The 17,098-nt window shown below is 60.0% G+C and carries 17 protein-coding genes and 1 riboswitch; of the genes, 7 read left to right on the top strand and 10 right to left on the bottom strand.

Going from position 1 to position 17,098, the window contains the following annotated elements:
* Position 1: 1 nt before the first annotated feature.
* Entirely contained in the window at positions 2-1,276 is a 1,275-nt protein-coding gene (locus ACJ8PN_RS25040) for a sensor histidine kinase (RefSeq protein ID WP_171453183.1), read from the top strand.
* On the opposite strand, the gene ACJ8PN_RS25035 is transcribed toward ACJ8PN_RS25040, so the two are convergent.
* The 8 genes from ACJ8PN_RS25035 to ACJ8PN_RS25000 form a co-directional block, all read right to left on the bottom strand.
* Positions 1,262-2,041: a helix-turn-helix domain-containing protein gene (locus ACJ8PN_RS25035; RefSeq protein ID WP_351110209.1), complete on the bottom strand. Its 780-nt coding sequence runs from the start codon at positions 2,039-2,041 to the stop codon at positions 1,262-1,264. The two genes, ACJ8PN_RS25040 and ACJ8PN_RS25035, sit on opposite strands and share 15 nt — an antisense overlap.
* Before the next feature lie 729 nt (positions 2,042-2,770).
* Positions 2,771-3,904, bottom strand: coding sequence for a 2-iminoacetate synthase ThiH (gene thiH / locus ACJ8PN_RS25030; RefSeq protein WP_442535350.1), 1,134 nt, complete (start codon positions 3,902-3,904; stop codon positions 2,771-2,773).
* Positions 3,904-4,683: a thiazole synthase gene (locus ACJ8PN_RS25025; protein ID WP_021505237.1), complete on the bottom strand. Its 780-nt coding sequence runs from the start codon at positions 4,681-4,683 to the stop codon at positions 3,904-3,906. Before ACJ8PN_RS25025 ends, thiH begins: the two co-directional genes overlap by 1 nt.
* Before the next feature lies 1 nt (position 4,684).
* Positions 4,685-4,885 carry a sulfur carrier protein ThiS gene (gene thiS / locus ACJ8PN_RS25020; protein WP_004929884.1) on the bottom strand — a complete coding sequence of 67 codons (201 nt, stop codon included), beginning with the start codon at positions 4,883-4,885 and terminating at the stop codon, positions 4,685-4,687.
* On the bottom strand, positions 4,882-5,631 hold the full coding sequence (locus ACJ8PN_RS25015; protein ID WP_159318838.1) for a HesA/MoeB/ThiF family protein: 750 nt from the start codon (positions 5,629-5,631) through the stop codon (positions 4,882-4,884). The genes thiS and ACJ8PN_RS25015 overlap by 4 nt, the downstream gene beginning before the upstream one ends.
* Complete coding sequence (thiE, locus tag ACJ8PN_RS25010) at positions 5,624-6,274, bottom strand: thiamine phosphate synthase (protein ID WP_171453186.1); 651 nt, start codon at positions 6,272-6,274, stop codon at positions 5,624-5,626. Before thiE ends, ACJ8PN_RS25015 begins: the two co-directional genes overlap by 8 nt.
* Positions 6,267-8,210: a phosphomethylpyrimidine synthase ThiC gene (gene thiC, locus ACJ8PN_RS25005; RefSeq protein ID WP_171453187.1), complete on the bottom strand. Its 1,944-nt coding sequence runs from the start codon at positions 8,208-8,210 to the stop codon at positions 6,267-6,269. Before thiC ends, thiE begins: the two co-directional genes overlap by 8 nt.
* A 114-nt stretch (positions 8,211-8,324) precedes the next feature.
* Positions 8,325-8,449: riboswitch (TPP riboswitch) on the bottom strand.
* Between the two features lie 39 nt (positions 8,450-8,488).
* Positions 8,489-8,992, bottom strand: a complete 504-nt coding sequence (locus ACJ8PN_RS25000; RefSeq protein WP_004929879.1) for an Rsd/AlgQ family anti-sigma factor — start codon at positions 8,990-8,992, stop codon at positions 8,489-8,491.
* A 101-nt stretch (positions 8,993-9,093) separates the two neighbouring features.
* Between ACJ8PN_RS25000 and nudC the strand changes: the two genes are divergently transcribed.
* From nudC to ACJ8PN_RS24970, 6 genes are all read left to right on the top strand, one after another.
* Positions 9,094-9,861, top strand: a complete 768-nt coding sequence (gene nudC, locus ACJ8PN_RS24995) for an NAD(+) diphosphatase (protein ID WP_197800794.1) — start codon at positions 9,094-9,096, stop codon at positions 9,859-9,861.
* A 38-nt stretch (positions 9,862-9,899) separates the two neighbouring features.
* Positions 9,900-10,964 carry a uroporphyrinogen decarboxylase gene (gene hemE, locus ACJ8PN_RS24990; RefSeq protein WP_004929877.1) on the top strand — a complete coding sequence of 355 codons (1,065 nt, stop codon included), beginning with the start codon at positions 9,900-9,902 and terminating at the stop codon, positions 10,962-10,964.
* Between the two features lie 9 nt (positions 10,965-10,973).
* Positions 10,974-11,660, top strand: coding sequence for a deoxyribonuclease V (gene nfi / locus ACJ8PN_RS24985; protein WP_033631538.1), 687 nt, complete (start codon positions 10,974-10,976; stop codon positions 11,658-11,660).
* A gap of 48 nt (positions 11,661-11,708) precedes the next feature.
* Positions 11,709-12,299 carry a YjaG family protein gene (locus ACJ8PN_RS24980; protein ID WP_004929875.1) on the top strand — a complete coding sequence of 197 codons (591 nt, stop codon included), beginning with the start codon at positions 11,709-11,711 and terminating at the stop codon, positions 12,297-12,299.
* Between the two features lie 189 nt (positions 12,300-12,488).
* Positions 12,489-12,761 carry a nucleoid-associated protein HU-alpha gene (gene hupA, locus ACJ8PN_RS24975; protein ID WP_004929874.1) on the top strand — a complete coding sequence of 91 codons (273 nt, stop codon included), beginning with the start codon at positions 12,489-12,491 and terminating at the stop codon, positions 12,759-12,761.
* Positions 12,762-12,797: 36 nt separating this feature from the next.
* Complete coding sequence (locus ACJ8PN_RS24970; RefSeq protein WP_080352386.1) at positions 12,798-13,469, top strand: DUF1481 domain-containing protein; 672 nt, start codon at positions 12,798-12,800, stop codon at positions 13,467-13,469.
* 49 nt (positions 13,470-13,518) lie between these two features.
* Here ACJ8PN_RS24970 and purD read toward each other — a convergent pair whose 3' ends face one another.
* Together purD and purH are read right to left on the bottom strand one after the other, a co-directional pair.
* A complete protein-coding gene (gene purD, locus ACJ8PN_RS24965; protein ID WP_442535349.1) occupies positions 13,519-14,802 on the bottom strand; it encodes a phosphoribosylamine--glycine ligase in 1,284 nt (427 codons plus the stop codon).
* A 48-nt stretch (positions 14,803-14,850) separates the two neighbouring features.
* Positions 14,851-16,440 (bottom strand): bifunctional phosphoribosylaminoimidazolecarboxamide formyltransferase/IMP cyclohydrolase, encoded by a 1,590-nt coding sequence (gene purH / locus ACJ8PN_RS24960; protein ID WP_015376332.1) that lies wholly within the window; start codon positions 16,438-16,440, stop codon positions 14,851-14,853.
* Between the last annotated feature and the right edge of the window lie 658 nt (positions 16,441-17,098).

The raw sequence follows: 17,098 nt of genomic DNA, 5'->3' as shown, positions 1-17,098 counted from the left end.
GATGAGCAAAAAACTGATCGGTACTCTTATCGCGTTGGTTGCCATCTTCTCTTTATTGATTTTGTTGATTGCCATTAACTTCGGCGGCGTAAAAGAGCGCTATAAGCAGATCGAGCCCAATCTGGACAACTACTCGGTGGCCGAGATCCTGTTTCTGGCGTTTGAAAGGACCAAAACCGCGCTGTTGCTCAGTGAAAACAATGACTACGACGCCTTCCAGATCAAAAAGAAAATCTTCTACTCGAAGATTCAGATCCTGGAGAGCCGTTCGACCTTCAGCGACTCTTTTTATTACGACGACGAGTTCACCAAAAATGTTGCGCTGCTGAAGCAGCAGTACCGCACGTTGGACGATCTTTCTGCCGGCTTGCTGGTGGGGCTGAAAAACAAGGCGGACATTCTCTCTTATATGGATGATATCGAGGGTACGCTGGTCGATATCCAGGAAATTATTTATCGGATACAGATTAAAAACTTTACCGAAGTGAAAGGCATCATCCAGGACAACTCGAGTAAAGCCGAGATGTTCGCCCTCTTTTCGCTGATTTTAGTGTTCCTGATGATGTTCCTGGTGCTGAGAAACGCCTTCTCGTTGAAAGAGATCATCAAGAACAAGAACATCTTTATCTCTTCCATCTACCACGAGATCGCCGGCTCGACCCAGGCCATCGTCATTGCCGCGGATATCATGGAACATGAGCTGGCGCAGGAAGAGTTGAAAAAAGAAGCCCGCCTGATCTCCTATCACGGTAACAAGATCGCCGAACAAACGCGCGAGGTGATGGATTATTCTCGGCTTGAGATGGGAGAAGTTAAAATCAATATTTCCACCTTCCGGCTGAATGAGGTGGTGGACGATGCCGTAACCGGCATCGGCGCCGGGCGAGGCAATCGCCTCGTGATCCACCGTTCGTCTTATGCCGGCCTGATTGGTTCTGATAAATACAAGCTCTACCGAATATTGGCCAACCTGCTCAGCAACGCGGATAAGTTTACCCACCACGGCGCGATCGCCCTCAATGTGAAGGTGTGTCACGGCAATCTGTATTTGCGGGTAAAAGACACCGGCATCGGGTTTAACGTCGATAATCTGGATCGGTTATATAAGGCGTTTAACCAGGGCGTAGAAAAAGAAACGCGGCAGGGATTAGGGCTGGGGCTGACCATTATCAAAAATTACGTCACGACGATGAAAGGCACCATCAAGGTCAAATCCGTCGAAGGGGGTGGCTCATCGTTTTTGATCCGCATTCCGGTCAAACTAATTAAAGAATAGGTTCGACAGCAATAGCGAAGAGATAATCAGCGGCTTGGTCGGTTTTTCCACCAGGTGCACGTCATAGTGCAGGATCATATCGCCGATGTTTTTCTCGTAGTGATTCAGCTGGCCGGTCAGAATGATGATGCGGGCGTGCGGATCGAGGGCGTCTTTAATTTTCTTCACCACGCGTTCGGAAGTCTCGCCGAAGTCCAACAGCCAGTCCAAAATAAACGCCTCAAAGGACTGCTGCTCCAGCGCGGCCAGCATGGCGTCCGCCGTCTGAAAGGTCTCAGCCTCGATGCCGTAGCGGCTGGCGATCTTCTTCAACAGTTCGAGAATATCGCTGTCATTATCCAGGATCGCGATGCGCGGGGCCGGCAGAAAGTCTATCTTGTTGACTTTATACAGCGGGGCATCGGCTGCATATTCCCGATTGGTGTTGATGATGAAAAGATCGTCCTTTTTGTAGGCGTAAGTTTCGTCGTTGTCCGCTTGCGTGACCGGGCGCTCGTCGGCCTCAATGTTACAGCGCTTGTGAATGCTGTTCATGATAAACACGCCGTTATGTGTCCTTTGGCCGGCAAACGGCTCGTTGAAATACTGGAAAACCTTTTTGACTTCATCGAGGGTGATGCCCCTTTTGCCATCCAGCTTCTGTTTGGCGCTGTTGTACTGAAGGTTCAGTATGTTGGCCATCGTGGAGGCATGTTTTCTGTCGCCAACTCCTTTCAGAGTGAGCAACGCGCTGATTGCATCGATGTAATTTGGCGTTTTCTTCATGACAACCTTGGCTTTTTTGATGTTAACCGCGAGCGTTGAAAAACCTGCGTGAGGACCCGTGCTGGATTATAGATGAAGCCTCGGTTATTGCGGTGATATCAGTTTGATTTTCCTTGGCAAACTCAAAATACACTCGATGACAAATAAAAAAACACTCAAAAGACATTCACATTTAGCCGTTTATGTGGTTAATTAGCGCACATACTGTGTGATTCGCGTCCTGGGGGGGTGCCAGTCTCACAAAATAAACCGCCTGCTCTTGTCCGTAAGCAGGGAGCAGGCGGCAAAAAGATCCGCGGCCGACACCAGGGCCATTGGCAGCACCGGGGATGGCTACTCGAACCTATCTTCGTCGCTGTACCTTCTTTTTTCCTCTTTCCCCACTTTTCTGCCGCAACAGCGTCCTATGAGTCTCACCGCTGAGTGAGTGCCGAGCACCGTTATGCCACAGTCCTTTAGCCGACAAGGCACCTGCCCGTACACCCTTACAGGCCGCGATACGCCATATGCGCGTTGCTGCGGAGAGGGCCCGGAGTCGCGCAAGAGAATCTCCGGCGCGATCCGGGGTGGGATAAGGCGGGGCCATCGAGAGGGAGACGGCCCCGGCCGGCGCCGGGTTTGGCGGCCGGCAAGGTCACTATAGCCGGCGGGCCTGCCGGCGCCAGCGCCACCGTTCGGCATTGCGCGGCCGCTCCAGCGTTTTCTTCACGCGGCGGTAAACGTTGCCGCTTATTGCGCACCGCGTCCCAGATAACCGTCCCAGTCTTTCCACACCGGCTGCAGCCCGGCGTTGCTGATGGCCTCGGCGACCTGCTGCGGCGTGCGGCCGTCGTGCGGTTCGAACTGTTCCAGCTCCGGCGGCACGTCATCGGCATAGCCGCCGGGCTGCGTCTTGGATCCGGCGCTGACGCTGTTGATCGCCACCGGGATCATATGATCGCGGAAGTACGGCGACTCACGCGTAGACAGTGACAGCTCAACGTCCGGCGCGAACAGCCGGAAGGCGCAGATCAGCTGCACCAGTTGAGGCTCGCTCATGATCGACGCCGGTTCAATGCCGCCGGCGCAGGGGCGCAGGCGCGGGAACGAGATCGAGTAGCGGCTCTGCCAGTAGGTTTGCTGCAGGTAAAACAGATGTTCCGCCAGCAGGTAGCAGTCGGTGCGCCAACTGTTGGACAGGCCGATCAACGCACCGAGGCCGATCTTGTCGATCCCGGCGCGCCCCAGGCGATCCGGCGTGGCCAGGCGCCAATGGAAATCCTGCTTCTGGCCGCGCAGGTGATGCTGCAGATAGGTGGCTGGATGGTAGGTTTCCTGGTACACCAGCACGCCGTCCAGGCCCAGCGTTTTCAGTTCGGCGTATTCCTCCTGCGCCAGCGGCTGCACTTCCATCATCAGCGAACTGAAGTGTCGGCGGATCGCCGGGATGTGCTGGCGGAAATAGTCCATGCCGACCTTGGTCTGATGCTCGCCGGTGACCAGCAACAGATGTTCGAACCCCAGCCCCTGGATGGCTTCACACTCGCGTGCGATCTCCGCCGCATCCAGCGTTTTGCGCTTGATGCGGTTGCTCATCGAAAAGCCGCAGTAGGTACAGTCGTTGGCGCACAGGTTAGAGAGGTACAGCGGCACATAGAAGCTGACGACGTTGCCGAATCGCTGACGGGTCAGCTGCTGCGCGCGCTGCGCCAGCGGTTCCAGATACGGCGCGGCGGCGGGGGAGATCAGCGCCATAAAGTCGTCGCGCGTCAGCTTGTCGGCGTTCAACGCGCGTTCCACGTCGCGCGCGGTTTTGCCGTTGATGCGCAGCGTAATATCGTCCCAATCCAGCTGTTGCCAGCGGCTACTGAAATCGTCGGCCATCACTGTGCCTCCTCTGGCTGGCTGAGGAAGGCGGTCAGCGGGCTCGAGGCGACCGCACCGCGCTGGCTCGCGCCTAACCCGGCGCTGCGCGCCAGCTCGCCGGCCTCCAGCGCCAGGCGAAACGCCCGCGCCATTTGCACCGGATCGCGCGCCACGGCGATGGCGGTATTCACCAGCACCGCGTCGGCGCCCAGCTCCATCGCTTCCAGCGCGTGGCTCGGCGCGCCGATGCCGGCGTCGACCACCACCGGCACCTTGGCCTGTTCGATGATGATCTCGAGGAAGTCGCGGGTGCGCAGACCGCGGTTGGAACCGATAGGGGCGCCGAGCGGCATCACCGCCGCGCAGCCCGCCTCTTCCAGCCGTTTGCACAGCACCGGATCGGCACCGCAGTAGGGCAGCACCACAAAACCGTCTTTCACCAGCGTTTCCGCCGCCTTCAGCGTTTCTATCGGATCCGGCAGCAGGTATTTCACATCGGGGTGGATCTCCAGCTTCACCCAGTGGGTGCCGAGCGCTTCACGCGCCAGCCGGGCGGCGAATACCGCTTCAGCGGCCGTTTTGGCGCCGGAGGTGTTGGGCAACAGCCTGACGCCCAGCTGCTGCAGCGGCGCCAAAATGGCGTCGTTGCCGCCGCGCAGATCGACGCGCTTCATGGCCATGGTCACCAGCTGCGAACCGGAGGCCGCCAGCGCCTCCAGCATCAGCGCCGGGGTGGCGAACTTGCCGGTGCCGGTGAACAGGCGCGAGGTAAAAGTGGTATCGGCGATTTTCAGCATGTCAGCCTCCGGCGATCGCTTGAAACAGCAAAATGTCGTCACCGTCCTGCACCTGATGGTCGGCCCAGTCGGCGCGCGGGATGATGGTTTGGTTGATCGCCAGCGCGGTGCCCGGCTGGTGGCGTTCCAGCTGGGCCAGCAGGGCGGCGACGCTGAGCGGCTGCGCCAGCTCCAGCGGTTGGTCGTTTAAACGGATCTTCATGCCGCACCTCCGCATACCGGGCAGGCACGGGCCTGGCTCAGTTGCAGCGTGCTCCAGCTCTGCTGCTTGCCGTCGAACAGCCGCAGTTTACCGCTGAGGGAAGATGGCATGCCGGCCAGCATCTTGATGGCCTCCAGCGCTTGCAGAGTGCCGATCACGCCCACCACCGGGCCGAGTACCCCGGCGGTGCGGCAGTTGCGCTGCGGCTCTTCCTGATCCGGGTACAGGCAGGCGTAGCAGCCGTGCGCATAGGGCGGCTCGAGCACCAGCAGCTGGCCGCTGAAGCCGACCGCGCTGCCGCTGATCAACGGCTTGGCGGCGGCGATGCAGGCGGCATTGACCTCATGGCGGGTCGCCATATTGTCGCAGCAGTCCAGCACCAGATCGGCGCGGGCGACCGCGTCGCGCAGCGCTTGCCCTTGCAGCCGCTGCGCCAGCGGGATGGATTCCACCAACGGGTTCAGCGCCTGCAGGTGGCGTTGCGCCAGCGCCGCCTTACCGGTGGCGGTATCGGCGCTGCGGTAGAGGATTTGCCGCTGCAGGTTGGTGACGTGCAGCTGGTCGTCGTCGGCCAGCAGCAGCGTGCCGACGCCGGCGGCGGCCAGATACAGCGAAGCCGGGGAACCTAGCCCACCTAAACCGACGATCAGCACCGTGGCGCGCTTGAGTCTCTCCTGGCCTTCCGGGCCGACGTCCTCCAGCAGCAGCTGGCGGCTGTAGCGCAGGAATTCCTGATCGTTAAGCATCGTTCGGGCCCTCGCCTTCGATCAGCCGCAGCAGCTCGGCCGTCGCCGCGCGCCAGTCCGGCGCCTGGGTGATGGCGCTGACCACCGCCACGCTGCCGACGCCGCACGCCAGCACCGCCGGAACGCGATCGATGCTGATCCCGCCGATCGCCACCGTCGGGTAATCCGCCAGGCCGGCGATGTGGCGTTTCAACTCCGTCAGCCCCTGCGGCGCCGAAGGCATGTCTTTGGTTTGGGTGGGGAAGATGTGCCCCAGCGCGATGTAGGACGGTTTCACCGCCAGCGCGCGCGCCAGCTCCGCGTCGTCATGGGTGGAAACGCCGAGCCGTAGCCCGGCGCGGTGAATGGCCGCCAGATCGGTGGTATCGAGATCTTCCTGGCCCAGATGCACGCCGTAGGCGCCGTGCTTGATCGCCAGCCGCCAGTAGTCGTTGATGAACAGCCGCGCCTGATAACGCCGGCCCAGCGCGATGGCGGCGGCGATATCCTCTTCGACCTGCTCGTCAGGCAAGTCCTTGATGCGCAGCTGGATGGTGGTGACGCCGGCCTCCAGCAGGCGAGCGATCCATTCCACGCTGTCGACGACCGGGTAGAGCCCCAGTTTGTAGGGCGTTGCCGGGAAGGGCGTCGTGATATCAGTCATTGCTGGTCTCCTCCTGCAAATTGCCGGCGCTGTGATACAGCTCGCTGCCGCGGGCGCGGAACTCGGCGGACATTTTCTCCATACCGGTCAGCTGCACCTCGATCGGTTTGGCGGCCTCCTGGGCGGCGGCGTAGTCGCGCACCTCCTGCGAAATCTTCATCGAGCAGAATTTTGGTCCGCACATCGAGCAGAAGTGGGCGATCTTGCCGGACTCCTGCGGCAGGGTTTCGTCGTGATAGGCGCGCGCGGTGGCCGGATCGAGCGCCAGATTGAACTGATCTTCCCAGCGGAATTCGAAACGCGCCTTGGACATGGCGTTATCGCGGATTTGCGCGCCCGGATGGCCTTTGGCCAGATCGGCGGCGTGAGCGGCGATCTTGTAGGTGATCAGGCCCTGTTTGACGTCCTCTTTGTTCGGCAGGCCGAGGTGCTCTTTCGGCGTGACGTAACACAGCATGGCGCAGCCGAACCAGCCGATCATCGCCGCGCCGATGCCGGAGGTGAAATGGTCATAGCCCGGGGCGATATCGGTGGTCAGCGGGCCGAGGGTGTAGAATGGCGCTTCGTGGCAGTGTTCCAGCTCTTCGGTCATGTTGCGGCGGATCATCTGCATCGGCACGTGGCCTGGGCCCTCGATCATCACCTGCACGTCGTATTCCCAGGCGATTTTGGTCAGCTCGCCCAGCGTATGCAGCTCGGCAAACTGGGCTTCGTCGTTGGCGTCCTGAATTGAGCCGGGGCGCAGGCCGTCGCCGAGCGACAGCGAAACGTCGTAGGCGGCGCAGATCTCACAGATTTCGCGGAAATGCTGATAGAGGAAGTTTTCCTGATGGTGCGACAGACACCATTTGGCCATGATCGAGCCGCCGCGCGACACGATGCCGGTCAGGCGTTTGGCGGTCATCGGCACGTAACGCAGCAGCACGCCGGCGTGGATGGTGAAGTAGTCGACCCCTTGCTCCGCCTGTTCCAGCAGCGTATCGCGGAACATCTCCCAGGTGAGGTTTTCCGCCACGCCGTTGACCTTCTCCAGCGCCTGGTAGATCGGCACGGTGCCGATGGGCACCGGGCTGTTGCGCAGGATCCACTCGCGGGTTTCGTGAATGTAGCGGCCGGTGGAGAGATCCATCACGGTGTCTGCGCCCCAGCGGGTGGCCCACACCAGCTTCTCCACTTCTTCTTCTATCGACGACGTGACCGCCGAGTTGCCGATATTGGCGTTCACCTTCACCAGGAAATTGCGGCCGATAATCATCGGCTCCGCCTCCGGGTGGTTGATATTGGCGGGAATGATGGCGCGGCCGGCGGCCACTTCCTGGCGCACGAACTCCGGCGTGATGTTGTCCGGCAGGTTGGCGCCCCAGCTCTGGCCCGGATGCTGGTGGCGCAGCACCTCGCCGCGAATGCGCTCGCGCCCCATGTTTTCGCGGATGGCGATGAACTCCATCTCCGGGGTGACGATGCCGGCGCGGGCATAGTGCAACTGGGTGACGCACTTGCCCGGCAGCGCTTTGCGCGGCAGCGGCAGGTGTTCGAAACGCAGGTGATCGAGACCTTCGTCCGCCAGCCGCTGCTGGGTGAAGCCGGAGCTGGCACCGCTCAGGGTGGCGGTATCGCCGCGTGCGTCGATCCAGCCGGCGCGCAGCTTGGCCAGGCCGGCGTGCACGTCGAGCTCGGCTTGCGGATCGCCGTACGGGCCGGCGGTGTCATACACCGGGATCGCCTCGTTGGGTTCATACTGCGGGTTATCTTTGCTGCCGCCGACCAGGGTCGGGCTGAGCTGAATTTCACGCATCGGCACCTGGATATCGCTGTGCGAGCCCTGCAGGTAGATGCGGCGTGAGTTTGGGAAAGCCATGCCTTGCAGGGTGTCGATAAACTGCTGGGCGGCTTCGCGTTGCGCTTTACGGGCGCGCGGTGGATTAACGTTAGACATAGCAAGTTCCTACCAGTGTGTTGGGTTGGGAAAGTTGCTTGTCTGGAGCTCGGAGGGAGTAATGATGGTGGCCGATAAGGCAGGGCACCCGCAAGGGGAAGGCCGTGTCTGTGGCGATAGATTACTCTTGTTCCCTTCGCGGGTATTAACCCGATCAGGTTCCGCGGATCCCGAATTAACGGTCTCAGCCTGGCTGATTCGATGAACAAATCAGGCGCTAGGCACTCCGACAAGATGCCCCCCAGTATAGGAGGGATAAGAAAAAAAACTATAAAATTTTAACGCGCCGGATCCAGCGCCTGGTCCGGCAGCGGTTGCTGCGTGGCTTCCGCTTCCAGCAGGATCAGCTTATCTTCCAGCGCAAAGCGCGCCGCCAGCGTTTCGCCGATATCCGACAAGGCCTGGTGGAATTCCAGACAAACCTCCTGATCGATATCCACTTCGGTATAGCGATCGTGGAACGCCATGATCTGTTCGGTATTGGCCCACAGCTTGGGGTAGATGTTCACCGCCAGCGACATTTTCGGACTGGCTGCGCCTTCCACTTGTTTGATAATTCTGTCATAGATATGAAAATGCCCTGCGGAGAGGTAATCCACCAGGTTATGGCAAAAGTTCTCCAGCGCTTTTTCATTCAGCGGCGTATGCTTTTCTTTATTCGGTTTGAGGCCTACCAGCGTGCAGTAGGCGACCAGCAACTGCTTGCGGGCCTGAAGCCATTGATCAACTAATTCATTACTACCGCCAACGCGCTGAGTCAGCCTTTCCAAACGGTTGAGCATGTTTGACTCCGTGTAAGTAACAAAAGTAACCGGTAAGTTATTAAAATGTAACAAAGCCGATTTGTAGAGTGCCAGTGAAGCTGAGGTTGTGCAACAACGATATGGAACTTGCATTAACGGGCAATGAAAACGGCTGGTGGATCGTCAGCCATGAAAGCAAACTTTGGTTACCGAACGGTGAATTGCCGTCGGGGAGCGCCGCCGCCCTCGGGCTGCAGGGCCACATGGCGCGCGTCATCGGTGAGTGGGAGGGTGCGCCGGTCTGGCTGGTGCGCCAGGCGATGCCGCGGGAGATGGGATCGGTGCGTCAGCTGTTGGATCAGGATCGCGGTCTGTTCCAGCTTGCCGGGCGCGGCGTGCAGCTGGCGGATTTCTACCGCTCCCATCGCTATTGCGGCTACTGCGGCCATGAGATGCATCTCAGCCGCACCGAAAGCGCCTGCCTCTGCGGCCACTGCAAAGAACGGTACTATCCGCAGATTGCGCCCTGCGTGATCGTCGCCATTCGGCGCGACGATCAGATCCTGCTGGCGCAGCACGTGCGCCATCGCGGCGGCATTCACACGGTGCTGGCCGGTTTCGTTGAAGTTGGCGAAACGCTGGAGCAGGCGGTGGCGCGCGAAGTGATGGAAGAGAGCAATATTGAAATCAATAACCTGCGCTACGTCACGTCACAACCCTGGCCGTTTCCGCACTCGCTGATGATGGCCTTTATGGCCGATTACCACCAGGGTGAGATTCGTCACGATCCCAAGGAGCTGCTCAACGCCGGCTGGTATCGTTACGACCAACTGCCGCTGTTGCCGCCGCCCGGCACCGTGGCGCGCCGCTTGATTGAGGACACCGTGGCGCTGTGCCGGGCAGAATAATGTACAATGGCCGGCAGATTATTAAGGGAGCCCCATAAATGACTGAGTTGAAGAACGATCGTTACCTGCGCGCGCTGTTGCGCCAGCCGGTGGATGTGACCCCCGTATGGATGATGCGCCAGGCCGGTCGTTATTTACCGGAGTACAAGGCGACTCGCGCCCAGGCCGGTGATTTCATGTCGCTGTGCAAGAACGCGGAGCTGGCCTGCGAGGTTACGCTGCAGCCGCTGCGCCGCTACGCGCTGGACGCCGCCATCCTGTTCTCCGACATTCTCACCATTCCCGACGCCATGGGGCTCGGCCTGTACTTTGAAGCCGGCGAAGGCCCGCGTTTCAGCTCCCCCGTCACCTGCCGCGCCGACGTCGACAAACTGCCGGTGTTCGATCCGGAAGTGGAGCTGGGCTATGTGATGAACGCGGTGCGCACCATTCGCCGCGAGCTGAAGGGCGAAGTGCCGCTGATCGGCTTCTCCGGCAGCCCGTGGACGCTGGCTACCTATATGGTTGAGGGCGGCAGCAGCAAGGCCTTCACCAAGCTGAAGAAGATGATGTATGCCGAGCCGGCCACGCTGCACCTGTTGCTGGACAAGCTGGCGGACAGCGTGATCCTGTATCTCAATGCCCAGATCAAGGCCGGCGCGCAGTCGGTGATGGTGTTCGACACCTGGGGCGGGGTGCTGACCGGGCGCGATTACCGCGAGTTCTCGTTGCACTACATGCACAAGATCGTCGATGGCCTGCTGCGTGAAAATGACGGCCGCCGCGTGCCGGTGACACTGTTCACCAAAGGCGGCGGGCAGTGGCTGGAGGCGATGGCCGCTACCGGCTGCGATGCGCTGGGGCTGGACTGGACCACCGATATCGCCGACGCGCGCCGTCGCGTAGGCGACAAAGTGGCGCTGCAGGGCAATATGGATCCGTCGATGCTCTATGCTTCTCCGGCGCGCATCGCGGAAGAGGTGGAGACCATTCTGGCCGGTTTCGGCCATGGCAACGGTCATGTGTTCAACCTGGGCCACGGCATCCATCAGGATGTGCCGCCGGAGCACGCCGGGGCCTTCGTCGAGGCGGTACACGCGCAGTCGGCGAAATACCACCGTTAAGGATCCGATGTGACCGATATGGCGGCTCTGCGCGCCGAACAGCTGCGGCGCGCCGCTGAAGTCATTCGCTACGACGAGCTGCCGGCCGAACCGCCGGCGTTCATCGCCGGCGCCGATGTGGGCTTCGAGCAAGAGGGCGCGGTGACGCGCGCCGCCATCGCCATCCTGCGCTATCCGTCGCTGGAGCTGGTGGAGTATCAGGTGGCGCGCATCGCCACCGTCATGCCTTATATCCCGGGTTTCCTGTCGTTTCGCGAATACCCGGCGCTGTTGGCCGCCTGGGCGCAGCTGCGGCAAAAACCGGGGCTGATCTTCGTCGATGGGCACGGCGTTTCACATCCGCGGCGCCTCGGCGTCGCCAGCCATTTCGGCCTGCTGGTCGATGTGCCGACCATCGGCGTGGCCAAGAAGCGCCTGTGCGGCAAATTCGCGCCGCTGGACGCCGCCGTCGGAGCGCTGGCGCCGTTGGAAGATAAGGGAGAACAGCTGGGCTGGGTATGGCGTAGCAAGGCGCGTTGCAACCCGCTGTTCATCTCTACCGGTCACCGCGTGGGCGCCGACAGCGCGCTGGCGTGGGTGCAGCGCTGCATGGCGGGCTACCGTTTGCCGGAGCCGACCCGTTGGGCCGACGCCATCGCTTCGCGCCGTCCGGCGTTTCAGCGGTGGTTGCAGCAGCATCCGGAGGTGTCGCCATGAGCGATTTCGGGTACACTGCGCCGCAGATAACGCGTAAGAGAGTAAAGCATGCTACGTAACCCGATTCATTTACGTCTGGAACGGCTCGAGGGCTGGCAACATTTGACCTTTATGGCCAGTTTGTGCGAGCGTATGTACCCGAATTACCAGATGTTCTGCAAACAGACCGAGTTCGGCGATCCGGCGGTTTATCGCCGCATTCTGGATTTGGTGTGGGAAACGCTGGTGGTGAAGGACGCCAAGGTCAACTTCGACAGCCAGCTCGAGAAGTTGGAAGAGGCGATTCCGTCGGCGGAAGATTACGATCTTTACGGCGTTTACCCGGCAATTGATGCCTGTATCGCATTAGGGGAACTGATCCATTCGCGGCTCGGCGGGGAGACGCTGGAGCACGCCATCGCCATCAGCGAAACATCGATTCGCACCGTGGCGATGTTGGAAATGACCCAAGCCGGTAAGGAAATGACCGACGAAGAGTTGGAAAGTTTGCCTGCGGTAGAGGAAGAATGGGACATTCAATGGGAAATTTTCCGCCTGTTGGACGCCTGTGAAGAGCGCGATATAGACCTGATCAAGGGGCTGCGATCCGACCTGCGGGAGGCGGGCGTCAGCAACATCGGGATAAATTTAGCGCAATAAGGCAACAAAACGTGATTTAACGCCTGATTTGTCATGCCTTAAGGCTTCACATCCGCACCCTGTCTGGTCTACATTTGGGGGGCGTAAAAAAAGTGGCTATCGGTGCGTGTATGCAGGAGAGTGCTGTCAATCGGCATATCCGTCGCACTCGATGCTTTGCAAACGATAAACACACTGTAAGGATAACTTATGAACAAGACTCAACTGATTGATGTAATCGCGGACAAGGCTGACCTTTCCAAAGCACAAGCTAAACTGGCTCTGGAATCCACCCTGGCTGCAATTACTGAGTCTCTGAAAGAAGGTGATGCAGTACAATTGGTTGGCTTCGGTACTTTCAAAGTAAACCATCGTAGCGAGCGCACTGGCCGCAACCCACAGACTGGCAAAGAAATCAAAATCGCAGCAGCCAACGTGCCTGCGTTCGTTTCTGGCAAAGCACTGAAAGACGCCGTTAAATAAGACCGCGCCTCGGTGAAAAGATTAAACAGGGGGGCGATGGCGCCCCTTTTGTTTACTCGTCGGGCGCTCATGGCCGTTGGCATCGCCGTCGGCCTGAGCGCCTGCAGTTTCCATTCCGATATCCCCAGCTTTACCGCCAGCGGCTTCGTGGCCGATCAGGGCGTGATACGTCTGTGGCGTAAAGACGATGAGCAACATCGTCCGCAAGTGTTGGTCAGCGTTTACAGCCCTTACCGCGGCCCGGGTACCATTACCACGCTGTACACCTATCAGGGCGACGTGCTGCGCCAAATCAAACGTAACGACGCCGACGGCGATCGAGATTCCATTCAGCTGCGCTTTGCCGACGACGGCACGGTGAGCTTTATGCAGCGCCAGCTGGCGACACGCCGCGAACCGCTGACCCGCGATGAAATCGCCCTGTATCAATATCAGGCGCGACGGATCCTCGAAGTGAGCAATGCGCTGCGCGCCGGCAAGGTCAAATTGCTGCAGGGGCGTTGGTTGCAGGGCGAAGTGCAAACCTGCGACGGGCAGCGCTTAAAACCCGGGTTGGATGCCTCCGCCATCGCCTGGATCGAAAAACGCGCCCGCAGCAGCAGCCGGCCGGTGAGCGTCGCCTGGCTGGAAGCGCCGGAAGGCAGCGAGCTGCTGCTGGTGGCGAACGACGATTTCTGCAGCTGGGAACCGAAAGAAGACCAGCTATAAAAAAGGCCCCGCGCTGCGGAGCCTCTGGTCATGATCATGAAAGGTCAAATTATTTGCCGCGCGCAATCGCGCGATAACCGATATCTTTGCGGCAGAAGCTGCCCGGCCACTGGATGCCTTCCGCCAACTGATAGGCGCGTTGCTGCGCCTGCGCCACGGTATCGCCCAGCGCGGTCACGCACAGCACGCGGCCGCCGCTGGTGACGACGTCATCGCCCTGCAAGCGTGTGCCGGCGTGGAAGACCTTACCGTCGGTGCTTTCCTGCTGCGGTAGCCCCTGGATCACCTCGCCGTTGCGATAGTCACCCGGATAACCGCCGGCTGCCAGCACCACGCCAAGGGCAGAGCGTTCGTCCCAATCAGAGCTCTTCTCGTTCAGACGGCCTTCGGCGCCCGCCAGGCACAGCTCTACCAGATCGGAGCGCAGGCGCAGCATGATCGGCTGAGTTTCCGGATCGCCAAAACGGCAGTTGAATTCGATCACCTTCGGCTGGCCGTCGGCGGCGATCATCAGGCCGGCGTAAAGGAAGCCGACGTAGGTATTGCCTTCCGCCGCCATGCCGCGGACCGTCGGCCAGATCACCTGATCCATGGCGCGCTGATGGATTTCGTCGGTCACTACCGGCGCCGGGGAGTAGGCGCCCATGCCGCCGGTGTTCGGGCCGGTGTCGCCGTCACCGACGCGTTTGTGGTCCTGGCTGGTGGCCATCGGCACCACGTTCTCGCCGTCGACCATCACGATGAAGCTGGCTTCTTCGCCGTCGAGAAACTCTTCCACCACGATGCGATGGCCGGCGTCGCCGAAGGCGTTGCCGGCCAACATGTCGCGCACCGCCTCTTCCGCTTCCTGTAGCGTCATCGCGACGATCACGCCTTTACCGGCCGCCAGGCCATCGGCCTTGATGACGATCGGCGCGCCTTTGCGGCGCACATAGGCCAGCGCCGGTTCCACCTCGGTGAAGTTTTCATATTCGGCGGTCGGGATGCGGTGGCGCGCCAGGAAATCTTTGGTGAAGGCTTTGGAGCCTTCGAGCTGCGCGGCGGCCTGTGATGGGCCGAAGATTTTCAGACCGGCGGCCTGGAAGGCATCGACCACGCCAATCACCAGCGGCGCTTCCGGCCCAACGATGGTCAGACCGATGTCATGGCTCTGGGCGAAAGCGACCAGGGCGGGGATGTCGGTGGCGGCGATCGCCACGTTTTCCAGATTGGCTTCCAGCGCGGTGCCGGCATTGCCCGGCGCAACGTAGACTTTATCCGCCAGCGGAGACTGGGCGGCTTTCCAGGCCAGCGCGTGCTCGCGCCCGCCGTTGCCGATAATCAAAATGTTCATCAGGGGCTCCACGAATGGCGTGCGCCGAAGCGCACGCGGCAAAAGGAATTAATGGCGGAAATGACGCATGTCGGTGAAGATCATCGCGATGCCGTGTTCGTTGGCGGCGGCGATCACTTCGTCGTCGCGGATCGAACCGCCAGGCTGGATCACGCAGGTGATGCCAACCGCCGCCGCGGCATCGATGCCGTCGCGGAACGGGAAGAAGGCGTCGGATGCCATGGCGGAGCCTTTCACTTCCAGCCCTTCGTCGCCCGCTTTGATGCCGGCGATCTTGGCGGAGTAAACGCGGCTCATCTGGCCGGCGCCTATGCCGATGGTCATATTGTCACGCGCATAAACGATGGCGTTGGATTTCACGAACTTGGCCACTTTCCAACAGAACAGCGCGTCACGCAGTTCCTGTTCGGTCGGCTGGCGCTCGGATACCACGCGCAGATCGGCGGCGGTTACCATGCCCAGATCGCGATCCTGCACCAGCAGGCCGCCGTTGACGCGCTTGAAGTCCAGCCCCGCCACGCGTTGCTGCCACTGGCCGCAGGCCAGCACGCGCACGTTCTGTTTGGCGGCCAGCAGGGAGCGCGCTTCCTGGGTGACGTTTGGCGCGATGATCACCTCCACGAATTGGCGGCTGATGATCGCCTGCGCGGTGGCGGCGTCCAGCTCGCGGTTAAAGGCGATGATGCCGCCGAAGGCGGAGGTCGGGTCGGTTTGGTAAGCGCGCTCGTAGGCGGCCAGAATGTCGTCGCCGATCGCCACGCCGCAAGGGTTGGCGTGCTTGACGATCACGCAGGCCGGTTCGGCGAACTCTTTCACGCATTCCAGCGCGGCGTCGGTATCGGCGATGTTGTTATAGGACAGCGCTTTGCCCTGCAGCTGTTCGGCGGTCGCGACAGAAGCTTCCTTTACTTCTTCCTCTATATAGAAGGCGGCCTGCTGGTGGCTGTTTTCACCGTAGCGCATATCCTGCTTCTTGATGTAGTTGAGGTTCAGGGTGCGCGGGAAGCGGCCGGACGGCTGCTCGGTCTCGCCGTGGTACGCCGGCACCAGCGCGCCGAAGTAGTTGGCGATCATGCTGTCGTAGGCAGCGGTGTGTTCGAAAGCTTTGATGGCGAGATCGAAACGGGTGGCATAGCGCAGCGAACCGTCGTTGTTGTCCATCTCGGTAATGATGGCGGCGTAGTCGCTGCTCTTCACCACGATGGCGACGTCTTTATGGTTCTTGGCGGCGGAGCGCACCATGGTCGGGCCGCCGATATCGATATTCTCGACCGCATCCTCCAGCGAGCAATCCGGGCGCGCTACGGTTTGGGCGAACGGATACAGATTGACGACCACCATGTCGATAGGCTTGATGTCATGCTGATTCATGACGGCGTCGTCCTGGCCGCGGCGGCCGAGAATGCCGCCGTGGACTTTCGGGTGCAGGGTCTTAACTCGTCCGTCCATCATCTCCGGGAAACCGGTGTAGTCGGAAACTTCGGTAACGGGCAGACCGGCGTCTGCCAGCAGACGGGCGGTGCCGCCGGTGGACAGCAGTTCAACGCCGCGCTGGGAAAGCGCTTCGGCGAATTCAACGATACCGGTTTTGTCAGACACGCTGAGCAGGGCCCGGCGGATTGGACGAGGTTGTTGCATGGTTTTATCCCTTGGCTTTGAGTCGCAATTAAAGAGCGTTACGTGAATGTCCACCTCGTTCTCTCTATAAGGAAGGTTTTTTGCCTTATAAAGGGAGGGTCAGGCACATATTCAGGTAACGCCCCCGTAAAAAGGGGGATCGTTTCGTCGCGGGGAATTGTAGCGAAAACGTTTGCGTGGCGCTCGTAAATTTTCCGTACAAATCGCATCTGTGGATAACACTGTGCGCAAGTGGGTATAAGGCGGGGTTTTGCTGTGGAATGCAGCGAACGATCGTTTTTGCTGAAAATACCTGTTGCGGCCTGCGAGGAACTCCCTATAATGCGCCTCCATCGACACGGCGCAAGTGATTCACTTCACAGAGCGGCCGGGAAGAAAGAGAAAAAATCCTGAAAATTGGGGTTGACTCTGAAAGAGGAAAGCGTAATATACGCCACCTTGAGTTAGCAAGCGAAAGCGCCTAACTCACTGCTCTTTAACAATTTATCAGACAATCTGTGTGGGCACTCCACAAGACGATATCCAGCATCTTCGGATGCAAAAAATATCAAGTCTTGAAGAGTGACTAACTGAAGTAAAATTCATGCAGTAAATCTTTGAGCATCGCTTCTCGAGTGGAAGCAAATCAAGCTTTTAATTGAAGAGTTTGATCATGGCT

Source organism: Serratia sp. CY76391, assembly GCF_052166695.1.
In the GTDB taxonomy this organism is placed as follows: Bacteria; Pseudomonadota; Gammaproteobacteria; order Enterobacterales; family Enterobacteriaceae; genus Serratia; species Serratia nematodiphila.
Note: the sequence above shows the minus strand (reverse complement) of the source record. Positions and strands in the feature narration are given on the sequence as shown.

Coding starts and splice junctions, on each gene's coding strand:
- thiE (WP_171453186.1), bottom strand. CDS start 6,274: ATGACTGATATCACGACGCCCTTCCCGGCAACGCCCTACAAACTGGGG.
- nudC (WP_197800794.1), top strand. CDS start 9,094: ATGGAACTTGCATTAACGGGCAATGAAAACGGCTGGTGGATCGTCAGC.
- purH (WP_015376332.1), bottom strand. CDS start 16,440: ATGCAACAACCTCGTCCAATCCGCCGGGCCCTGCTCAGCGTGTCTGAC.
- ACJ8PN_RS25015 (WP_159318838.1), bottom strand. CDS start 5,631: ATGCTTAACGATCAGGAATTCCTGCGCTACAGCCGCCAGCTGCTGCTG.
- ACJ8PN_RS25035 (WP_351110209.1), bottom strand. CDS start 2,041: ATGAAGAAAACGCCAAATTACATCGATGCAATCAGCGCGTTGCTCACT.
- ACJ8PN_RS25040 (WP_171453183.1), top strand. CDS start 2: ATGAGCAAAAAACTGATCGGTACTCTTATCGCGTTGGTTGCCATCTTC.
- hemE (WP_004929877.1), top strand. CDS start 9,900: ATGACTGAGTTGAAGAACGATCGTTACCTGCGCGCGCTGTTGCGCCAG.
- ACJ8PN_RS24970 (WP_080352386.1), top strand. CDS start 12,798: ATGGCGCCCCTTTTGTTTACTCGTCGGGCGCTCATGGCCGTTGGCATC.
- thiS (WP_004929884.1), bottom strand. CDS start 4,885: ATGAAGATCCGTTTAAACGACCAACCGCTGGAGCTGGCGCAGCCGCTC.
- ACJ8PN_RS25025 (WP_021505237.1), bottom strand. CDS start 4,683: ATGCTGAAAATCGCCGATACCACTTTTACCTCGCGCCTGTTCACCGGC.
- purD (WP_442535349.1), bottom strand. CDS start 14,802: ATGAACATTTTGATTATCGGCAACGGCGGGCGCGAGCACGCGCTGGCC.
- hupA (WP_004929874.1), top strand. CDS start 12,489: ATGAACAAGACTCAACTGATTGATGTAATCGCGGACAAGGCTGACCTT.
- ACJ8PN_RS25000 (WP_004929879.1), bottom strand. CDS start 8,992: ATGCTCAACCGTTTGGAAAGGCTGACTCAGCGCGTTGGCGGTAGTAAT.
- thiC (WP_171453187.1), bottom strand. CDS start 8,210: ATGTCTAACGTTAATCCACCGCGCGCCCGTAAAGCGCAACGCGAAGCC.
- ACJ8PN_RS24980 (WP_004929875.1), top strand. CDS start 11,709: ATGCTACGTAACCCGATTCATTTACGTCTGGAACGGCTCGAGGGCTGG.
- thiH (WP_442535350.1), bottom strand. CDS start 3,904: ATGGCCGACGATTTCAGTAGCCGCTGGCAACAGCTGGATTGGGACGAT.